Origin of the sequence: Bradyrhizobium sp. CB82 (genome assembly GCF_029714405.1) — a bacterium.
Taxonomy (GTDB): domain Bacteria; phylum Pseudomonadota; class Alphaproteobacteria; order Rhizobiales; family Xanthobacteraceae; genus Bradyrhizobium.
In genome coordinates this window covers 1,309,213-1,324,764 of the sequence record NZ_CP121650.1, presented here as the reverse complement: position 1 = coordinate 1,324,764, position 15,552 = coordinate 1,309,213, and the positions used below count along the sequence as shown (strand labels likewise).

20 protein-coding genes are annotated in these 15,552 nt (G+C 61.8%); 9 read left to right on the top strand and 11 right to left on the bottom strand.

The annotated features are described in order from the left end of the window. Positions 1-113: 113 nt before the first annotated feature. Positions 114-329 (top strand): hypothetical protein, encoded by a 216-nt coding sequence (locus QA640_RS06325; RefSeq protein WP_283039886.1) that lies wholly within the window; start codon positions 114-116, stop codon positions 327-329. A 19-nt stretch (positions 330-348) separates the two neighbouring features. Here the strand turns inward: QA640_RS06325 and QA640_RS06320 are convergent, their stop codons facing one another. Beyond that, on the bottom strand, positions 349-588 hold the full coding sequence (locus QA640_RS06320) for a hypothetical protein (protein WP_283039885.1): 240 nt from the start codon (positions 586-588) through the stop codon (positions 349-351). A 497-nt stretch (positions 589-1,085) separates the two neighbouring features. Between QA640_RS06320 and QA640_RS06315 the strand changes: the two genes are divergently transcribed. From QA640_RS06315 to QA640_RS06300, 4 genes are all read left to right on the top strand, one after another. After that, on the top strand, positions 1,086-1,595 hold the full coding sequence (locus tag QA640_RS06315) for a hypothetical protein (protein WP_283039884.1): 510 nt from the start codon (positions 1,086-1,088) through the stop codon (positions 1,593-1,595). 139 nt (positions 1,596-1,734) lie between these two features. Then, entirely contained in the window at positions 1,735-1,971 is a 237-nt protein-coding gene (locus QA640_RS06310) for a hypothetical protein (RefSeq protein WP_283039883.1), read from the top strand. Positions 1,972-2,409: 438 nt separating this feature from the next. Beyond that, entirely contained in the window at positions 2,410-2,601 is a 192-nt protein-coding gene (locus QA640_RS06305; protein WP_283039882.1) for a hypothetical protein, read from the top strand. A gap of 720 nt (positions 2,602-3,321) precedes the next feature. Then, positions 3,322-3,498, top strand: coding sequence for a hypothetical protein (locus QA640_RS06300; protein ID WP_283039881.1), 177 nt, complete (start codon positions 3,322-3,324; stop codon positions 3,496-3,498). A gap of 30 nt (positions 3,499-3,528) precedes the next feature. Here the strand turns inward: QA640_RS06300 and QA640_RS06295 are convergent, their stop codons facing one another. The 6 genes from QA640_RS06295 to QA640_RS06270 form a co-directional block, all read right to left on the bottom strand. Further along, complete coding sequence (locus QA640_RS06295) at positions 3,529-3,735, bottom strand: cold-shock protein (RefSeq protein WP_283039880.1); 207 nt, start codon at positions 3,733-3,735, stop codon at positions 3,529-3,531. A 1,093-nt stretch (positions 3,736-4,828) separates the two neighbouring features. Next, positions 4,829-5,116, bottom strand: coding sequence for a hypothetical protein (locus QA640_RS06290; protein WP_283039879.1), 288 nt, complete (start codon positions 5,114-5,116; stop codon positions 4,829-4,831). Between the two features lie 77 nt (positions 5,117-5,193). Then, the gene (gene greA, locus QA640_RS06285; protein ID WP_283039878.1) at positions 5,194-5,676 is read right to left on the bottom strand and encodes a transcription elongation factor GreA; all 483 of its coding nucleotides are present in this window, start codon (positions 5,674-5,676) and stop codon (positions 5,194-5,196) included. Positions 5,677-5,742: 66 nt separating this feature from the next. Next, positions 5,743-6,063 carry a hypothetical protein gene (locus QA640_RS06280; RefSeq protein WP_283039877.1) on the bottom strand — a complete coding sequence of 107 codons (321 nt, stop codon included), beginning with the start codon at positions 6,061-6,063 and terminating at the stop codon, positions 5,743-5,745. A 426-nt stretch (positions 6,064-6,489) separates the two neighbouring features. After that, complete coding sequence (locus QA640_RS06275; protein ID WP_283039876.1) at positions 6,490-7,008, bottom strand: hypothetical protein; 519 nt, start codon at positions 7,006-7,008, stop codon at positions 6,490-6,492. Positions 7,009-7,192: 184 nt separating this feature from the next. Further along, positions 7,193-8,740, bottom strand: a complete 1,548-nt coding sequence (locus QA640_RS06270) for an acetolactate synthase large subunit (protein WP_283039875.1) — start codon at positions 8,738-8,740, stop codon at positions 7,193-7,195. 269 nt (positions 8,741-9,009) lie between these two features. Between QA640_RS06270 and QA640_RS06265 the strand changes: the two genes are divergently transcribed. Both QA640_RS06265 and QA640_RS06260 read left to right on the top strand, forming a co-directional pair. Beyond that, complete coding sequence (locus QA640_RS06265) at positions 9,010-9,585, top strand: L,D-transpeptidase (RefSeq protein ID WP_283039874.1); 576 nt, start codon at positions 9,010-9,012, stop codon at positions 9,583-9,585. A gap of 84 nt (positions 9,586-9,669) precedes the next feature. After that, complete coding sequence (locus tag QA640_RS06260; RefSeq protein WP_283039873.1) at positions 9,670-10,485, top strand: DUF2927 domain-containing protein; 816 nt, start codon at positions 9,670-9,672, stop codon at positions 10,483-10,485. A 111-nt stretch (positions 10,486-10,596) separates the two neighbouring features. Here QA640_RS06260 and QA640_RS06255 read toward each other — a convergent pair whose 3' ends face one another. Then, positions 10,597-10,812, bottom strand: a complete 216-nt coding sequence (locus QA640_RS06255) for a hypothetical protein (RefSeq protein ID WP_283039872.1) — start codon at positions 10,810-10,812, stop codon at positions 10,597-10,599. After that, the gene (locus QA640_RS06250) at positions 10,809-11,051 is read right to left on the bottom strand and encodes a hypothetical protein (protein ID WP_283039871.1); all 243 of its coding nucleotides are present in this window, start codon (positions 11,049-11,051) and stop codon (positions 10,809-10,811) included. Before QA640_RS06250 ends, QA640_RS06255 begins: the two co-directional genes overlap by 4 nt. Positions 11,052-11,276: 225 nt before the next feature. On the opposite strand from QA640_RS06250, the gene QA640_RS06245 reads away from it, so the two are divergent. Further along, complete coding sequence (locus QA640_RS06245) at positions 11,277-11,531, top strand: DUF3551 domain-containing protein (RefSeq protein WP_283039870.1); 255 nt, start codon at positions 11,277-11,279, stop codon at positions 11,529-11,531. A 186-nt stretch (positions 11,532-11,717) separates the two neighbouring features. On the opposite strand, the gene QA640_RS06240 is transcribed toward QA640_RS06245, so the two are convergent. Together QA640_RS06240 and QA640_RS06235 are read right to left on the bottom strand one after the other, a co-directional pair. Beyond that, the gene (locus tag QA640_RS06240; protein ID WP_283039869.1) at positions 11,718-12,830 is read right to left on the bottom strand and encodes a M48 family metallopeptidase; all 1,113 of its coding nucleotides are present in this window, start codon (positions 12,828-12,830) and stop codon (positions 11,718-11,720) included. Positions 12,831-12,833: 3 nt separating this feature from the next. Further along, positions 12,834-13,991: a YjgN family protein gene (locus tag QA640_RS06235; protein ID WP_283039868.1), complete on the bottom strand. Its 1,158-nt coding sequence runs from the start codon at positions 13,989-13,991 to the stop codon at positions 12,834-12,836. Positions 13,992-14,278: 287 nt separating this feature from the next. On the opposite strand from QA640_RS06235, the gene QA640_RS06230 reads away from it, so the two are divergent. Next, positions 14,279-15,544, top strand: coding sequence for a cytochrome P450 (locus tag QA640_RS06230; RefSeq protein WP_283039867.1), 1,266 nt, complete (start codon positions 14,279-14,281; stop codon positions 15,542-15,544). Positions 15,545-15,552: the final 8 nt, after the last annotated feature.

Genomic DNA, 15,552 nt, shown 5'->3' with positions numbered 1-15,552 from the left:
GCTCGCCGGCCTCCGGTCCCGGCCAACAGCTTGAATCAGGAAACCGCTGATTTGGGAATCCCCAACGATTCAGTAAGATGGGCTACCGCTCTAGAACGCGCTAAAATGCCACGATGGACCTGCGGCTCATCCGTCAGCATTTGGCCGAAGCAGAGCGTCATCTTGCTCTGAGCGACAGGTGTATTGCTCGTCAGATCGAAATCATCGATGAACTGGACCGCGACGGCCATGCCACCGAGTTGGCGCATGAACTGCTGGCGACCTATCGCGCGGTTCATGCCAAGTATCTCGTTCACGTGCAGACCATCCGGAAGGAGCTAGAGCAGTAGGCGGGTCCATGAGGCGCCCCTACTTTTTGCGTGGTTCCGGATGACAGACCTTCGGTACCTCGGATGCTAAAAGTTCTCGGGACTTGGCAATCTGCTCGAAAGACCGCCGTACAAGCTGCTGCGTGAGATCGGCGGAGATGCGCGCGCGTTTCAGCTGCGCCGCTATTTCTTCAATCAATGCTGCTTGGATGGGAGGAACGGCAGAGCAGTTGAGACATTCCCAATGACCGTTGCCACTGACGGGCAGCTTGAGCGTCATCGGTGTTTTGCAAAGAGGACAAAGCCGGCGCCTTGATGGGCTGGGCATGGCTCACCTCGCCGAACGCCTCTAGACTAGGGCCCGTCAGTTTTTTTGGAAACCGCGGGGGGACTGTTCAGGCTCCTTAAGGTCTTGGAGGCTAAAGAACCTCAGGGTCTTCGGGTAAAACGTAGCTCGGAAATACATCCGGTGCGCCCGAGCCTTCGAGTCTTCCTGCCACGCCCGATTGGCCTCGATCAATTGCCGCGACTCCGCAATGGCGGATTCGCACGTGCAAAAAGCTTGTCCAGCTCGTCCAGCACTTCTGCCATGCGCTGAAAACTCAAGACGGTTGAATTAGGTTCCCAAGCGGTCCGCTCAAATCAGGGAGCAATGAACCTCTACACCAATCCAGCATCGATTTCCTCGATGGTTCGGATGATGATGTTTCGATGCTCTTTTATCTCTTCGAGAGTGCGCTGGAAGTTGTTAAGTGTTAGCTCCGCTAGAGCCGTATCATGTCCCCCTTTGCGGAGCCGCTCTACCTCCATCATCTGACGACCAATGGCTTGTTCTGCGTGGCCGATGCGACCATCGGCCTCTGCGAGCCGCTGAAGCTCAATGTTGCGATCCAAGGGCATGATGCCGCTCTCCCAATTTTGGAGGAAAGCGGAGCGAGGGTGGGAAGTTCCTCAGTTTGCGCGGCGGCGCGGGCGCGCGTCTCTTCGTCGGCACTTCAGGGACGAATGGTTGCCGAACCGAGCGATCGACTACTTCCGCGGACGAGACAGCGAGGCGTTCATATCGAGAAGATCGACGCGCTGTTCCTCTACACGCTCAAGGCCACTGGCTCGGAGTTCGGTGCCGGGATCAAGTTTGCGGCTGGAGCTGCACAACAGCGGGACCTTTGTCCGGCTTCCAGCGACAGAGGCCGCAAGCTGAGTTGGCCTTACCCCAGCGTCGTATCAGCGCCCATTTTGGGTGTAGTGTTCCATCATCATCGTCCGGCCCGCGGCATCTATTGGTGATGAGGACGCAGGTTGCGCTCCCGACCGACTTCAAACTGGAACAAGCAACCCATTCAGACGATGGGGTTGATAAGTTCACTTTTGAACTGAACCGGTCTTTAGGCTTGAGCCACAATGCCGAGAGTATTGCGGGGAAGCCATGGGCATCGAGCGTATGCACTCACCGAAGTATTGGCGGATGCGGGCGGAGGAGTTCCGGACCAAGGCCGACAATGCGGAGCATCGCCAAACCGAAGCGAGCTTGCGCAACGCAGCGCGGGAATATGACGAATTGGCCCGCCGTGCCGAGAAAGTCCTCACACTCGAAGACCTACAAAGTAAGGCCGACCATAACAGCCTCTTCCACAGCCATCATCCACCATCGGAACGTTCCTAATGACCGACCGTTGACCTCTCATCACCGGCCAAGGCTCTGCAGTAGGCGTCGGTGGCTGAGACCGAGCGTGCTCCCGCCGGCAAAGGATGAAGGGAGCGGCGAGCCCTCCATGCCGCGGTATTATTTTGACATCGAGAATGGTCAGCCGTACCGGGACGAGATCGGCGAGGACCTACGCGATGACCGAGCCGCTTGGAGCGCTGCTCTGAGGCTGTCACGCGACATCGAGGGAAGACTCGCTCCGGGCGGCTCATGGCGTCTTCAAGTCAGCAACCAGCATCAGACCCCGCTCTTCAGGATCGAGATCAGAAGCGAATGGCTCGATGCCCGCTAATTCGCGATTCGTGAAGAACAGCAGTCATCCAGCGATGGAGCGCGAGCTATGACCGCCGCCCCATAGGACGCACTGCGCTCCAATTACAACAAGTGGAGAGCGAAATGGTTGAAAGACTCGATATCGACGTCACCGGCAAATCGCAGTTCGAAGTTGCCCACGAGATGGCGAGATTCATTCTCATCAATATGGAATCTCGTCAGGTCAAGACAATAAAGCGGCACGAGTTCCTGCATTTGGTAGCCGACTGCATCGAGACCTTGCGCGGCATCAGGGTCAAAGAGATTGTCAGCTAGTAAGTGAGCCCTTCGGCAAGCTCGTCGGCTGGGACCGCCAGAAGTTCTGGATCAGGGTCAAGAACCGCAACCTTCCGGCGATGGAGCGCTGTTGCGAATGCTCCCATGCGATCGCCTAGTTCGCAGAACTGCGTTGCGCTCGAGGCCACCCAAGATTCACATAAGCGAATGCACGCCACCGGATTGATCCAGCTAAGGTTGCCAATTGAGGCAGGTAATCAGGGGGAACCAATTCTTGAGCGACAATGCATCTTCAGATGTCCGATTTTTGATCCGGAAGGGAGGCAAGGGTTGGATGGTTTACGATCGAGAACGTAAGGGACCGGCACAAATCGGAACCGATCTGGCGGCCAATCTGACGATGGAGCAAGCCGAACACGTGATGCGAAGCTTGAGTGGTCCGCACAAGACAAGTGGTCATTCTGACTAGAGCGCTCCGGTGGCAGATTGTATAATCGTCCGCGCTATGGCCGGCATTTGGACCAACCGCGTGATGAGGCATCCCGCCGTTCACGAGGCGCCACAAGGTCGATTGGTGGATCGAGAGGGAGTGGCATCCTCGCAAAATATCCCGTCATCTCTAAATGTTGATGCTCCCGACTTTGGGCGGGCCGCAAGAAACCGAATAAATATGTTTATATGATATAACAATGTTCGCTCTGACCTAATCGAGCGATTACGGTCCTCGTCCCATTTTTAGTAATGAGTTCGGGGCATCCAATGACCGGTTTCCAAGCCAAGCTGGAACGTTTTGAAAGCCTTGCTACCGAATGCGAGCTGATCGCCAAGCGAGCGGATGGAGGCAATCGCGAGCTATACCTGCGGATGGGCGAGCATTATCGCGGTCTGGCAAATGATATGCGCGCCCTCATTGCGTCGTTCGACGTCGCCGCGTAATCGCTCGCTGCAGCCAGCGGCGGCGCCCCGTCACCCGATCCGCAGACTTTCCGCGGACATTTTGCCGGAGCGCCCAGCCCTCAGCTCGTAGCTGATCCGCGCGCCCTCGGCCAAGCCCGCATAGCCGGCTTTCTCGACGGCACTGATGTGGACGAAGACATCTGGGCCGCCGTCATCAGGCTGAATGAAGCCATAGCCTTTGGTTGTGTTGAACCACTTCACTTTGCCCATTGCCAATGTCGCATTCTCCGAATCATGTCTCCCAAAGCAAAGGCTAGCCTAACCACGGACGTCTGACTGTTCGATTCCTGACATAGGAGCGGCACCGGCCGTTTGCCGTTGCCACCCCCGAACCTCGACATCTTTGGCCAATGACGAATTGTGCGCGAACTCGGCGAATTGCGCATCACCGAATCAACCGCTGATTTGCCACCGAAATCATCCCCGACCGTCCGCTCTGGCATAGGAACGTTTTGGTCCGCCGCGAGTCACTACAGACGCAATCGATCCTGATTTGCTTGGGGGTCGACCAATGGACAGAGCGGCCACTTACGCCATCTCGGCTCTCCTCATGGGAGGCGGTATCTGGATCTTTGTCGCCGGCCTGTCCTCCACCTCACCCACCCTGTGGACTGTCGTTGCGCTAGACCACATCTTGATCGGTCTCATAAGCGCCGTCGACCCTCAAGTGCGATAAGACTAGGATAAATCGTCATCGGGCTTTAGGTTGTTGTTTGGGCCTGATCTCCGCGCAAACGCGTTCCGCGTTTGTCGCGAGGGAAAACCGCTCCACACTTTGCGCTAACGCGGCCCTTCTAGTCCGGATCATGCTCGGGCCAGCAATTTCAGTGAGGCCTTAGGATGCTCGACAAAGCGATGCAGCTTCAGCTTCCTCATTGGCTGATGATCGCCGGCATGCTTCTGGTGATAATTGGGACTCTCGGTATGCTCTTTCCGCGGCGAAGGGAGCCCTCCTCGGAGCAGTCAGCCAATGACCGATAGCTAGGCCACACCGGCGCCCGGTTGTGCTCGCCCTCGCGACCTGGGGAAAATCTGCGCTAGGTCAGCGTGTCTGCATTTTCCGAATCGGCAGCCCGTGCTCGCTCTCTCCTCGCGGTTTCAAATTGTGGGGTGCGCAGCGTGAGCCATTTCGTCTCCATGCTTCTGCTTGCCATAGCCCTCACCCTGACCTTGTGCTTCGGGGTGGCAGCTTGGCGCCTTTCGACCAGCAGAGATGCCGATATCACGGCAACGATTCCACATCAGGAATACGGCTGGAGGTCGTGGCCGAGCAACTGAACACCCTTGCGCATGCCTCGAATGTGCGGGATTAGACCCTCTCGAGCGACGTGCCGTTGCGCTGCCGCCAGAATGGCGCGTCGGCAAAGCGACGTTCGGAGGCGTAAATTGCGCGTTGCGTGACAAGATAGGACGCAATCCCCTCCAAGAACTGTCGTTCATATTGCCGGCCTGCAGTGTAATCCTGCGCCAAGAGGCCCCTCGCACTCTCAGCAGCCTGGATGCCGCTCCATAGCGCGGTGGCAAGACCGTTCGCGCCCAACGGATCGAGGGCGGTCGCGGCATCACCGGCCCGGACGATGCGATGATCGATTATCACCGCTTCGGTCCGCTTGGACGACGACCCGCGCCCCGATCCGACGAGATATTCTCATCTGGCGCACGATGAGCGCGCCACTACGTGATCGACAGAATCTCGATCTCCTGATTGCCCGCACCGACGACGTCCCCGACCGCCCTCCCGATCAAGGACCTCGCAACCGGAGATACGAACGAGATCGACCCGGCCTTCGGATCGGCTTCATCCTCCCCGACGATGCGATAGGTCTGCACGCGACCATCGGTCCGGCTGAACGTCACCGTGCTGCCAAAGGCGACCGTATCGGTCGACGCCGGATTGCGGATCAGTTGGGCCGTGCGCAGCCTTTCGACGAGGTAGCGGACGTCGCGCAAGGGCACGGCCGACTGCCGGCGCTTTTCGTTGACATCGTCGATCTGCTGCGCGGCCTCATAGGCCTCGCGCGCCCGCCGAAGCTGCAACTCCAAAGCCTGCAATCCCGATTGTGTCACCAGGTTGGGATGCGGCGAAATCGGGCGATCCGGCAACAGCGTCTCGGACGCGGTTTCGGCACTCTCTTCTTTGGTAAAGGCAACGCTCAATCCAGGACCTCGTCGATATTGAGAGGCGGCGCAATGTGGTCACGTCGGGCCGCCCGTGAACATGCGCTACTTCTTATCGAACGGAATGTATCGCTGATACTCCTTCGGCACCGAGCTGCGGTAGCGCGAGGGAACCGTGCCGGTGTCGATCGAATGTTCGATCTCCTGCCGCCGCGTCATCTGCTTCTTCTTGGCCGGCTTCTTCTCGGTGATCTTCTTCGTATCCGTTGATGGGGTCGTGGTTGCGGCTGGCGCTGGAGCCGTGGCTTGAGACGTGGTTGCCGCAGGAGGTTGGGCAGTGCCGTCGGTGCCCTGAGCGAGCGCGATCGGCGTCGGCAACATGAGCGCGAATGCGGCACTCGCAGCGAGCAAATATGACCTTTGCATCAGAACCTCCAAAGTTCCTGATCCCAATGATAAAAGCTAATCCCGCGCGATGGGCGTGCGCAAGTCAGCGACCATAGGCCGAAAGGCGGGCGCGACTGTGGCCGAGGTCACATGACGGCACGCCGAGTGCGCGGTGAGATCGGCTTGATTGTTGCCACGAAGGAGGTGCGCTCCCTCCCCGCTTGCAGGGCGCGAGCGGGAGAGGTTGAGCGAACTCGCGGCCCAATCGATTCAACCTAAAGCCATTCCGCTCTCTAAAGCGTGATGAGATTAAGTACGATCAGTCGCATGGGGACACCTCTCCCCAGCGGGAAGAGGTCGGATTGCGAAGCAATCCGGGCCGCAGCACTTACTGAGACTGTAACCCCTCACCCGGGAGAGGTGAATCCTCGGCATCGCACCGATTCAACCAAAACTTATCCCGCTCTAGGGCGGCGCATCCAAGCTCGTCTCCTTCAGCCGTTCCGTGAACCAGGCGGTCTGCGTCGGGTCGAGCACGCCGCCGGCATAGACTTCCACCGTCGCGACGCTCGTTCTGGCAAGCACGAGCAGGACGCCGATCCCGTAAGCGAACCAGATATTGGGATCGGTGAGCGCCTTCAGCTTCTGCCGATCGTGCTCGATCGCGGTGTGATTGCTCGCATTGCGGATTTCGACGGCCAGCAGGTTGTTCGGGATCTCGCGCTGATGCACCACCACATCAGGATAGATCGATTTTCCCAAATGATCGTCGGTTGAGATGATCGTGCCGCGCGGCAGGTGCAGCGTGCGCTCGCCAAGCCGGTCGTAGTTGCAATCGACCGCCCAGCCGGAAAATTGCTTCTCCAGCCAGACGGCGAAGCGGTGGGTGAGCGCGCGCTCGCCGACATCCTTCTCGAACAGGAATTGTTCGTGGGCGTAAAATTCGCGGAGCGCCGCGATCACCTTGTTCAGCTCGGTCTGCATCGTGCCCCTCGACGCTCTCACCTTGTATCACCCGACCCTCTTGGCGAGGAGCGCGAAACGCGTCTCGAACCATGAAGGCCCGACTCTCTCCCGCGGCCATCCTTCGAGACGCCCGCTTCTCGCGGGCTCCTCAGGATGAGGAGGGGAATACGTGTGACGCAGTAGAAGCCAATCGGAGTTTGCCTCACATCACGACTTCGATCAGCCGCGGCCCCGGCTCGGCGACAGCTTCCGCAAGCGCCTTGTTGAGCTCGTCGGCGTTGGTGACAGCGCGGCCCGGCACGCCCATGCCCTTCGCCAGCGCCACGAAGTCGAGGGTCGGGCGATCGAGCCTGAGCATGTCGGTCGCGCGCTGACCGGGCTCGCCGGCGCCGACGCCGTCGAATTCACCGCGCAGGATCTGGTAGATGCGGTTGGCGAACACGATGGTGACGATGTCGAGGCCTTCGCGCGCCTGCGTCCACAGCGACTGGATCGTGTACATCGCGCTGCCGTCGCCCACCATGCACATGACTTTACGATCAGGACAGGCGATCGCAGCACCGATCGAGAGCGGCGTCGAAAAGCCGATCGAGCCGCCCATGTTCTGGATCCAGTCGTGCGGTGCCGCAGCCGCGGTCGGCGGGAAGAAGCCACGCCCGGTGGTGAGCGATTCATCGATGAGGATCGCATTCTCGGGGATCGCATAGGCAATCGCCTGCGCGATGGTCGTGAAATTGAGCGCGCCGGTCGGCTTGAGCAGTTCCTGGAGCTTTTGCGGCTTGACGTCGTGCGAGGTCGCATGCAGCGCGCCGGCGAGCGCTTCGAGCGCCGCGACCGAGTTCTCGCCCCAGTCGGTCATGCGATGAACCTCGCAGCCCTCGGGCTTCAAAAGGCTCGGCTTGTTCGGATAGGCGAAGAACGCGACGGGATCGTTGGCCTCGACCAGGATGATGTGACGGAAATCCTTCAGCAGCGGCAGCGCCTGGTCGATCACATAGGGAATGCGGTCGATCGAGAAGCGGCCGCGGCCGCGCGCCATGCGCGGGCGGAAAGTCGGGCCCATCACCTGGCATCCGGTCTTGCCGGCGATGCGCTGCGCCAGCGCGAGGCCCTGCTCGCTCAGCGCACTGCCGACCATCAACAGCAGCGTGCGGCTGCCGTCATTGCGCAGGATCTTGGCAGCATGCTCGACCGCCTGCGGCGAATAGGACGGGCGCTGCTTCTCGGCCGGCACCTCGGCGAGGCCGTCGGCCTCGTTCCAGGCGGTGTCGGCCGGCAGGATCAGGGTCGCGATCTGCGCCGGCGAGCTCTTGGCGGCCGCGATTGCGGCGGCGCCATCGGCGGCGACCGACCTGGCATCCGGCGACGTCCGCACCCAGGACGACATCGGCCGCGCCAGGCCCTCGATGTCGGAGGTGAGCGGCGCATTGTAGCCGATGTGGTAGCCGGCGTGCTGGCCGACGATGTTGACGATGCCGGAATGCGCCTTCTTGGCGTTGTGCAAGTTCGCAAGACCGTTGGCGAGGCCGGGGCCGAGGTGCAGCAGCGTCGAGGCGGGCGTGCCCTTCATGCGGTAATAGCCGTCGGCCGCGCCCGTCACCACGCCCTCGAACAGGCCGAGCACGCAGCGCATGCCGGGAACGCGGTCGAGCGCCGCAACAAAGTGCATCTCGGACGTCCCGGGATTGGTGAAGCAGATGTCGACCCCGCCCTTGACCAGCGTCCGCACCAGACTTTCCGCACCGTTCATCGTTCTCTCCCGCGGCCTCTTTGCTTCGGATCCCCATCGATCAACCATTGTTCGCCGCTTTCGTCAAAGCAATAGCAGACATTGCTGCCCTGCCGGACGCGACGACGACGAGGCTTCCTGGCTCATACGGCCTTGCGATCCTGCGCGCTTTCCGCATTTGGCAATCGTTAAGGATTGCGCCTGCTCACGCTGCCGTGGCTTGCGAAACGCCGTCAAATATGGCCTGTGGTCGTCCATTGAATCGATTTTTTTGCGGGGGGAAAGAAAGAATGAACCGGTTTTTTGCCGCACCGATTGCCGCAATCGCGATCCTGACCATCGGCGCAGGCGGCGCGTCCGCGGCGGGGATGTTCGACTTCACCGGCACCAGCTCCACCGGCTATCTCGGCGGCGGGGCGAGCCCGATCCCCCGCAGCACCGTCATGTATCCCACCAATTACGCCCCCGGAACGATCGTGATAAACACGGGCGAGCGGCGGCTTTACCTGGTGCTGGGAGGCGGCCAGGCGCTGCGCTACGGCATCGGGGTTGGTCGCGACGGTTTTCGCTGGGGCGGCGTGCATCGCATCAGCGCCAAGAAGGAGTGGCCGGACTGGACGCCGCCTTCGCAGATGCTGGCCCGCCGGCCGGACCTGCCGCGCCACATGCGCGGCGGTATCGAGAACCCGCTCGGCGCCCGCGCCATGTATCTGGGCTCGACGCTCTACCGCATTCACGGCTCCAATGAGCCGGAGACGATCGGACAGGCGGTCTCCTCCGGCTGCTTCCGCATGACCAATGACGACGTGACCGACCTCTATGGCCGCGTTTCGGTCGGCACCACCGTCGTCGTCCTGAACAACTAGCGCATGCGCGGCCGAGGGAACCCGACGGGCTCCCTCCAAGATGGTCTTGTGCGCAAGGACGGATTGCGGCAGCGTCGGCTGACAATGATCGCATCGCGCCCGCTTTCGCATCTCTCGCGCGCCATCCTGCTTGCCTTGCTCGGCTGCGCCGTCGACGTCGGCGCGAACGCAGGCGCAGGGGGCGAGCTGCCGGCGATCGTCTCGCGCCAGCGCAGCGAGAAGAAGATATTCACCGACAGCGAGATCGTCGACGGTTTCCTCAAGACCTCGTTCGGCGCCGAATATCACCTCGCCGGCCGCGTCGACCGCATCCGCAAATTCGATGCGCCGGTGCGCGTCTTCGCCGAGAGCGATGGCCGCGCCGACCGCAAGGCGCAGCTCGCCAAGGTCGTCGCCGATATTGCCAGGCGCGTGCAGCATCTCGACATCGCCATGACCGACGATGCGGAAGCCGCCAATGTCCGCGTCAAGCTGGTGCGCGACCGCGACCTCTATCGCACCATCTCGACCTTCTATGGCGCGGAGAAGGCGCGCGACATCCGCTCCTCGCTCGATCCGCAATGTCTCTCCGGCTTCCGCAAGAACGAGAAGTTCGAAATCGAGCATTCCGACGTCATCCTGACGGTCGACAATGGCGACTTCGTCTTTCTGGACTGCGCCTATGAGGAACTCTTGCAATCACTCGGGCCCATCAACGACACCGCGAGCGTGCCATGGACCATGTTCAACGACAATGTGTCGATGGGGTTTTTCGACGTCTATGATCAGTACATCCTCAATCTGCTCTATGATCCGCGCATCAAGGCAGGCATGACGGTACTGGAGGTCCGCAGCGTGCTGCCCGAGGTGCTCGCCGACGTGCGGGCCTGGGTGAAGCAGGTGAATAATCTGGCGGAGTGACCGGCGCAGGGAGGTCGCTGCTCCCTCTCCCCTTGCGAGCCAAGGCGTGCACACAAGGGGAGAAGGCATCGCATCTGCAATCGTGGCCGCAAGCTGCCGGTGGCCGAGATCTCAAACCTTCTGCGCCTTCGTCATCAGAAACTGCTGCCGCATGCTGTTGTTGCTCGGGTCAAAATACTCCCCGATCAATCCTTCGAACTCGCTGCGGAAACTGCTCAGCTTGTCGGGGGCGTCCTTGTATTGCTGAACGAGTCGGGTCACCGGGCCGGCGGTTGCCTCCATCAGGCGGCGGAAATGCTGCGGGCTCAGCCCAGACGGCGTCATCATGTCCATCTCGAAGGCGAGACCCCCGTGACCTTGCCGGCGAGGCGCTCGGCGACGACCTTGGGATCGCCCCACAGCACCGGCGAGGCCACGCCCTTCGGCGGCGGCACATGACGCGCGACGAGCGCGAACATCCGTCCGGTGTAGAGATGCGGCGGCCAGGTCGAGAAGGCGATCGTTCCGCCGGGTCTCAGAACGCGCAGCATCTCGCCGACCGCAATGTCGGGACGCGGCGCGAACATGTATAGTCTAGCGGCACAAACCCGAGCGCGGAACCTGAGGCAGATCAACGTAACGACGTTCGCCTACACGGCCCCACGTGGCTATAAAGGCAGCGATAGCTTTGCCATCTATGGTGCGGGAGAAGGTCCGTATGGCTCAGGAAGGTCCGTCACCACGGTGAACGCGACGATCCAGTAGGCACGACATTGGGCGGCCCGAAATTTGGAAAGAATCGCGACGTGCGCATGCTTCATTTGCTGATCCTGACGGGCGCTACGATGCTGGCGATTGCCCCAGCCGCGGCGCAACGCTACGACCCGCGCTACCCGGTGTGCCTGCAGTCATGGCATGCGCGCGGCCTCACCGTCATCGATTGCAGCTATGTTTCGATAGCGCAGTGCCGGGCGACGGCCTCGGGACTTGCGGCCATGTGCCAGGAGAACCCGTATTGGCAGGGATCGCCAGGACGCAGTTCGCGGCAGCAAGGTCGCGACTATTAGGCCGCAAGGATCGGCCTGAGCGATGGCTCCCGCGAAGCTACCCTGTCCTTGCGCGCTACCGTGCTCCGCCCTCGCCAACGCGATGAGTCCCACGGCGGCCCCCTTCATTTACGCGGCGAAGCTGATCAGTGAACGGCGATAGAATTGTGTCGGGAGTTTCTTGCACGCAGGGCGATAGCGACGCTGTTAGACCTTCCCGCCGCCGCAAATACCCTTCAGCGCCACCCACTCCTCCGCGGTCAGCAGCGGCTCGCCGCTGGCGGGGCGGTCCTCTTTGCTCATGCGGGCGAGGCGATCTTCGGTCAGCGGATGACTGGCGAGGATCGTAAAGCCGCTGCCGCCTTCCTTGCCCGTGATGCGGAACATCAATTTGGCCGCGGGTTTTGGCGAGCGGCCAAGCGCGTGCATCACGTCGATCGCGAAGCTGTCGGCCGCCGTCTCGGCCTCGCGCGAATAGGAGGCTTCGACCACGCTGCGCGAGGCGAAGATCACGGCGCTCGAGCCGGTGACGTCGCCGAACAGCAGCCCGATCAGGAACGAGGTGCCGCCGTTGTAGATGAGGCCGCGCATGTTGTCGTGATGCTTGAGGTGACCGAGCTCGTGCGCGAGCACGCCGGCGATCTCGTCGACATTGTCGGCCTTGTTGAGCAGTCCGCTGAGCAGATAGACCTTTCCGCCGGGCAGTGCGAAGGCATTGGGCACCGCGGTCGGCAGCACCGCCGACTTCACGGCGTCATCGAGGCCGGCTGCGTCGCGCAGGCGCTTCATGAGTTTTGTGAACGCCACCTGCCCCGCCGGCTCGTCGCAGAGGCGGCCACCGAACACCGCCTTGACCTGCACCTCGGCGGCATCGCCGATCCGCCGCTCCAGCGGCTCCGGCACCAACGGTGCAAGCCGGTCGGCCGCGAGCGGCACACCGAACAGGATGACCGTGACGATGGACACCGCCGCAGCCAGCGACCAGCCGACGATCTTTGCGACGCCGCGGCGGCTCGCCCGGTGCTCGTCGAGCCGCAGGCAACGCGCGGTGATCGCGCGGCTAAGGGCCGCGTCGCGCAACTCGAGCCGCGCCAGAGGCGGCGCCGTGGTGCAGGACAGGCGCAAAACGCCGGGCGGACTGTCGGCGCGGCGGATGTCGGCATAGGCCCAGCGCGTCGGCGCTTCGCCCTGTTCACGGATTTCGAGCTGGTCGTCGAGCCCGAGCGTAACCTTGCGGCGGCGGCTCGAGATGCCGTCGAAATAGACGGCCGGCGAACCGGCTTCGTGCGCAACCTCGAGCTGTCCGGACAATTCGCTCACGACCTAGAAGCCCGCAACGTCCAGCCCGTCGGCAAAGCCCTCGCCCAGCGCGCTGGCGAGTTCGCCACTGGCCTTGACGTTCGCAGCCGCCTCGATGTCATGCACATGCGTCGTCTCGAGCACTTTCACCCAGAGGTCCCGCTGGAGATAGACGCGCATCACGACGTTGAATGCAAGCGCCGTGGCAAGATAGCCGACCGCCATCAACACGAGCAGCGGAATGCTCGTGCCTGCCTTGGGCCCGAACAGCTGCTCGATCGACTTGTCCGTGAGCCTCATGACGAGCGCGGTGCATCCGGCGATCCAGGATCCAAGCAGCGTGAACAGCAGCAGGGACCAGCCGACCACTTTCCAGTAGAGGCCGTAGAACGCGTCATGCGGCAGCTTCGAGGAGAGGCTCACGCCACCGATGCGGATGCCCGCCAGCCACCAGCGCCATTCACGCGCCTTGAACTCGGCATAGAAGAAAGGTGCGAGCAGCGGGACGACAATCGCCAGTGGCGTCAGCAGCCACAGCCACCAACCGCGCTTGAAGAACTCCCAGCCGGTCGCTTCGAAATCGCCGGAAAGGTCGCCGTAATGGGAATGCCGCATCTTGTAGCGTTCGAGCGAGGCCTCGCGCCACGGCAAGGCAAGGCCGAGCGTCAGGAACACGAGCAGGCCCCAGAGCATGGCGCGGAGCGAATAAGCCCAGCCCGATCCGTCCATCCAGAAGCGCACGCCGCGCCACACCGTGCGCGTGAGGCGATAGCGCCGTGCGCGAAAGATCGCGAACTGACCGAAGGCGTAGAAGGCGATGAACAGCGGCGTCGAGGCAAATCCCTGCCAGCGTTCGGCCTCGATGCCGACGAGGAAATAGCCGAGATAGATCGGCACCAGGATCGCCAGCGCAAACAGGAAGCCGATCAGGAGCTCCTTGCCCCGCCCGGTATATTCGGCGGCATCGCCGTCGACCGAGGTATTCGACCAGAGATGCCGGCGAATGTCGGTAACGAGCCAGAAGCGGTAGAAGCCGAAGGTGACGAGCTCGAGCGCTGCGCCCCTGGTGACCATCCGGCGAAACTCGCCGCGGTCGCCGGTGAAGTCGATCTGCGCCGGCGGCAATGGCGGCGGCGAAACCGGGCTGGGCGGGCCGATCGGAGCCCACTGCAAGTCATTCATAAATCAACCTTTGAGTGCGAACCCGATTAGAGCAAACTATCGACGGTTGGTCGATCCCGGGCACGAGCCGGTTCGACTCGGGGCCCCCGTTGCGGCGATTTCTCCAGCAATTTCCGTTTCCTCAGCGTGCTCCAGATCAACTCGCGCGAGCAGACTTGCGCGCTCACAAATTCGGATGTGGCAAAACTCGCCCTTGCCCCGACGCACGCAACGGGTTGTAATTGCGGGACAAATACCGCAGCGCAGAATTCAACAAAAACGCGCGTTGCCGCAAGGGAGAGCTGGTCATGCATGGGACCATCGAGAGCACAGTCACGCGCGAAAGCTTGCATGAGCGGGCCGCGTCGCTGCCGCTGGAGCAGTTCGATCCTGGCCATCCCGAACTGTTCAGGACCGATACGTTCTGGCCCTATTTCGACCGCCTGCGCCGCGAAGACCCCGTACACTATTGCAAGGATTCGATGTTCGGCCCGTACTGGTCGGTGACCCGGTACAACGACATCATGGAGATCGAGACCAACCATTCGGTGTTCTCCTCCGCCGCTTCGCTCGGCGGCATCACCATCCGCGACATCGATCCCGACCTCCGCCGCGAGAGCTTCATTGCCATGGACCCGCCGCGTCATGCAGCCCAGCGCAAGACCGTGGCGCCGATGTTCACGCCGACCCATCTGGACGAGCTCGCGCTCAACATCCGCAAGCGCTCGGCCGAATGCCTGGACGATCTGCCACGCGGTGAGCAGTTCGACTGGGTCGACCGCGTCTCGATCGAGCTCACCACGCAGATGCTCGCGGTGCTCTTCGACTTCCCGTGGGAAGACCGCCGCAAGCTGACGCGCTGGTCGGATGTCGCGACCACCATTCCCGGCTCCGGCGGTCTCGTCGCCACCGAGGACCAGCGGCAGGCCGAGCTCCTGGAATGCGCGACTTACTTTTCGCGGCTGTGGAAGGAGCGCATCGCGCAGCCGCCGAAGAGCGATCTGCTCTCGATGCTGGCGCATGGCGCGGCCACGCGCGACATGGACGCCAAGAATTTTCTTGGCAACCTGATCCTGCTGATCGTCGGCGGCAACGACACCACTCGCAACACCATGTCGGGCTCGATCTACGCGCTCAGCCAGCATCCGGAGCAGTACCGCAAGCTGCGCGAAAATCCCGCGCTGCTCGACAGTTTCGTCCCTGAAGTGATCCGCTGGCAGACGCCGCTCGCCCATATGCGCCGCACGGCGCTTGCCGATTTCGAGTTTCGCGGCAAGCAAATCAAGAAGGGTGACAAGGTCGTGATGTGGTACGTCTCGGGCAACCGTGACGAGGAGGCGATCGAGAAGCCCTACGAATTCATCATTGACCGCGCCCGGCCGCGCACGCATCTCTCCTTCGGCTTCGGGATCCACCGCTGCGTGGGCCTCAGGCTCGCGGAGCTGCAATTGAAGATCATCTGGGAAGAGATTTTGAAGCGCTTCGATCATATCGACGTGGTCGGCGAACCCAAGCGGGTATATTCGAGTTTCGTCAAGGGTTACGAGACGTTGCCGGTCAGGATTGCGGCGTGAAGCGCGAA

Bases quoted from the DNA above. Each gene is read 5' to 3' on its own strand.
- QA640_RS06310 (WP_283039883.1), top strand. From the start codon at position 1,735: ATGGGCATCGAGCGTATGCACTCACCGAAGTATTGGCGGATGCGGGCG.
- QA640_RS06315 (WP_283039884.1), top strand. From the start codon at position 1,086: ATGTCCCCCTTTGCGGAGCCGCTCTACCTCCATCATCTGACGACCAAT.
- QA640_RS06265 (WP_283039874.1), top strand. From the start codon at position 9,010: ATGAACCGGTTTTTTGCCGCACCGATTGCCGCAATCGCGATCCTGACC.
- QA640_RS06250 (WP_283039871.1), bottom strand. From the start codon at position 11,051: ATGTTCGCGCCGCGTCCCGACATTGCGGTCGGCGAGATGCTGCGCGTT.
- QA640_RS06325 (WP_283039886.1), top strand. From the start codon at position 114: ATGGACCTGCGGCTCATCCGTCAGCATTTGGCCGAAGCAGAGCGTCAT.
- QA640_RS06305 (WP_283039882.1), top strand. From the start codon at position 2,410: ATGGTTGAAAGACTCGATATCGACGTCACCGGCAAATCGCAGTTCGAA.
- QA640_RS06320 (WP_283039885.1), bottom strand. From the start codon at position 588: ATGACGCTCAAGCTGCCCGTCAGTGGCAACGGTCATTGGGAATGTCTC.
- QA640_RS06275 (WP_283039876.1), bottom strand. From the start codon at position 7,008: ATGCAGACCGAGCTGAACAAGGTGATCGCGGCGCTCCGCGAATTTTAC.
- QA640_RS06255 (WP_283039872.1), bottom strand. From the start codon at position 10,812: ATGATGACGCCGTCTGGGCTGAGCCCGCAGCATTTCCGCCGCCTGATG.
- QA640_RS06300 (WP_283039881.1), top strand. From the start codon at position 3,322: ATGACCGGTTTCCAAGCCAAGCTGGAACGTTTTGAAAGCCTTGCTACC.
- QA640_RS06280 (WP_283039877.1), bottom strand. From the start codon at position 6,063: ATGCAAAGGTCATATTTGCTCGCTGCGAGTGCCGCATTCGCGCTCATG.
- QA640_RS06230 (WP_283039867.1), top strand. From the start codon at position 14,279: ATGCATGGGACCATCGAGAGCACAGTCACGCGCGAAAGCTTGCATGAG.
- QA640_RS06245 (WP_283039870.1), top strand. From the start codon at position 11,277: ATGCTTCATTTGCTGATCCTGACGGGCGCTACGATGCTGGCGATTGCC.
- QA640_RS06270 (WP_283039875.1), bottom strand. From the start codon at position 8,740: ATGAACGGTGCGGAAAGTCTGGTGCGGACGCTGGTCAAGGGCGGGGTC.
- QA640_RS06235 (WP_283039868.1), bottom strand. From the start codon at position 13,991: ATGAATGACTTGCAGTGGGCTCCGATCGGCCCGCCCAGCCCGGTTTCG.
- QA640_RS06260 (WP_283039873.1), top strand. From the start codon at position 9,670: ATGATCGCATCGCGCCCGCTTTCGCATCTCTCGCGCGCCATCCTGCTT.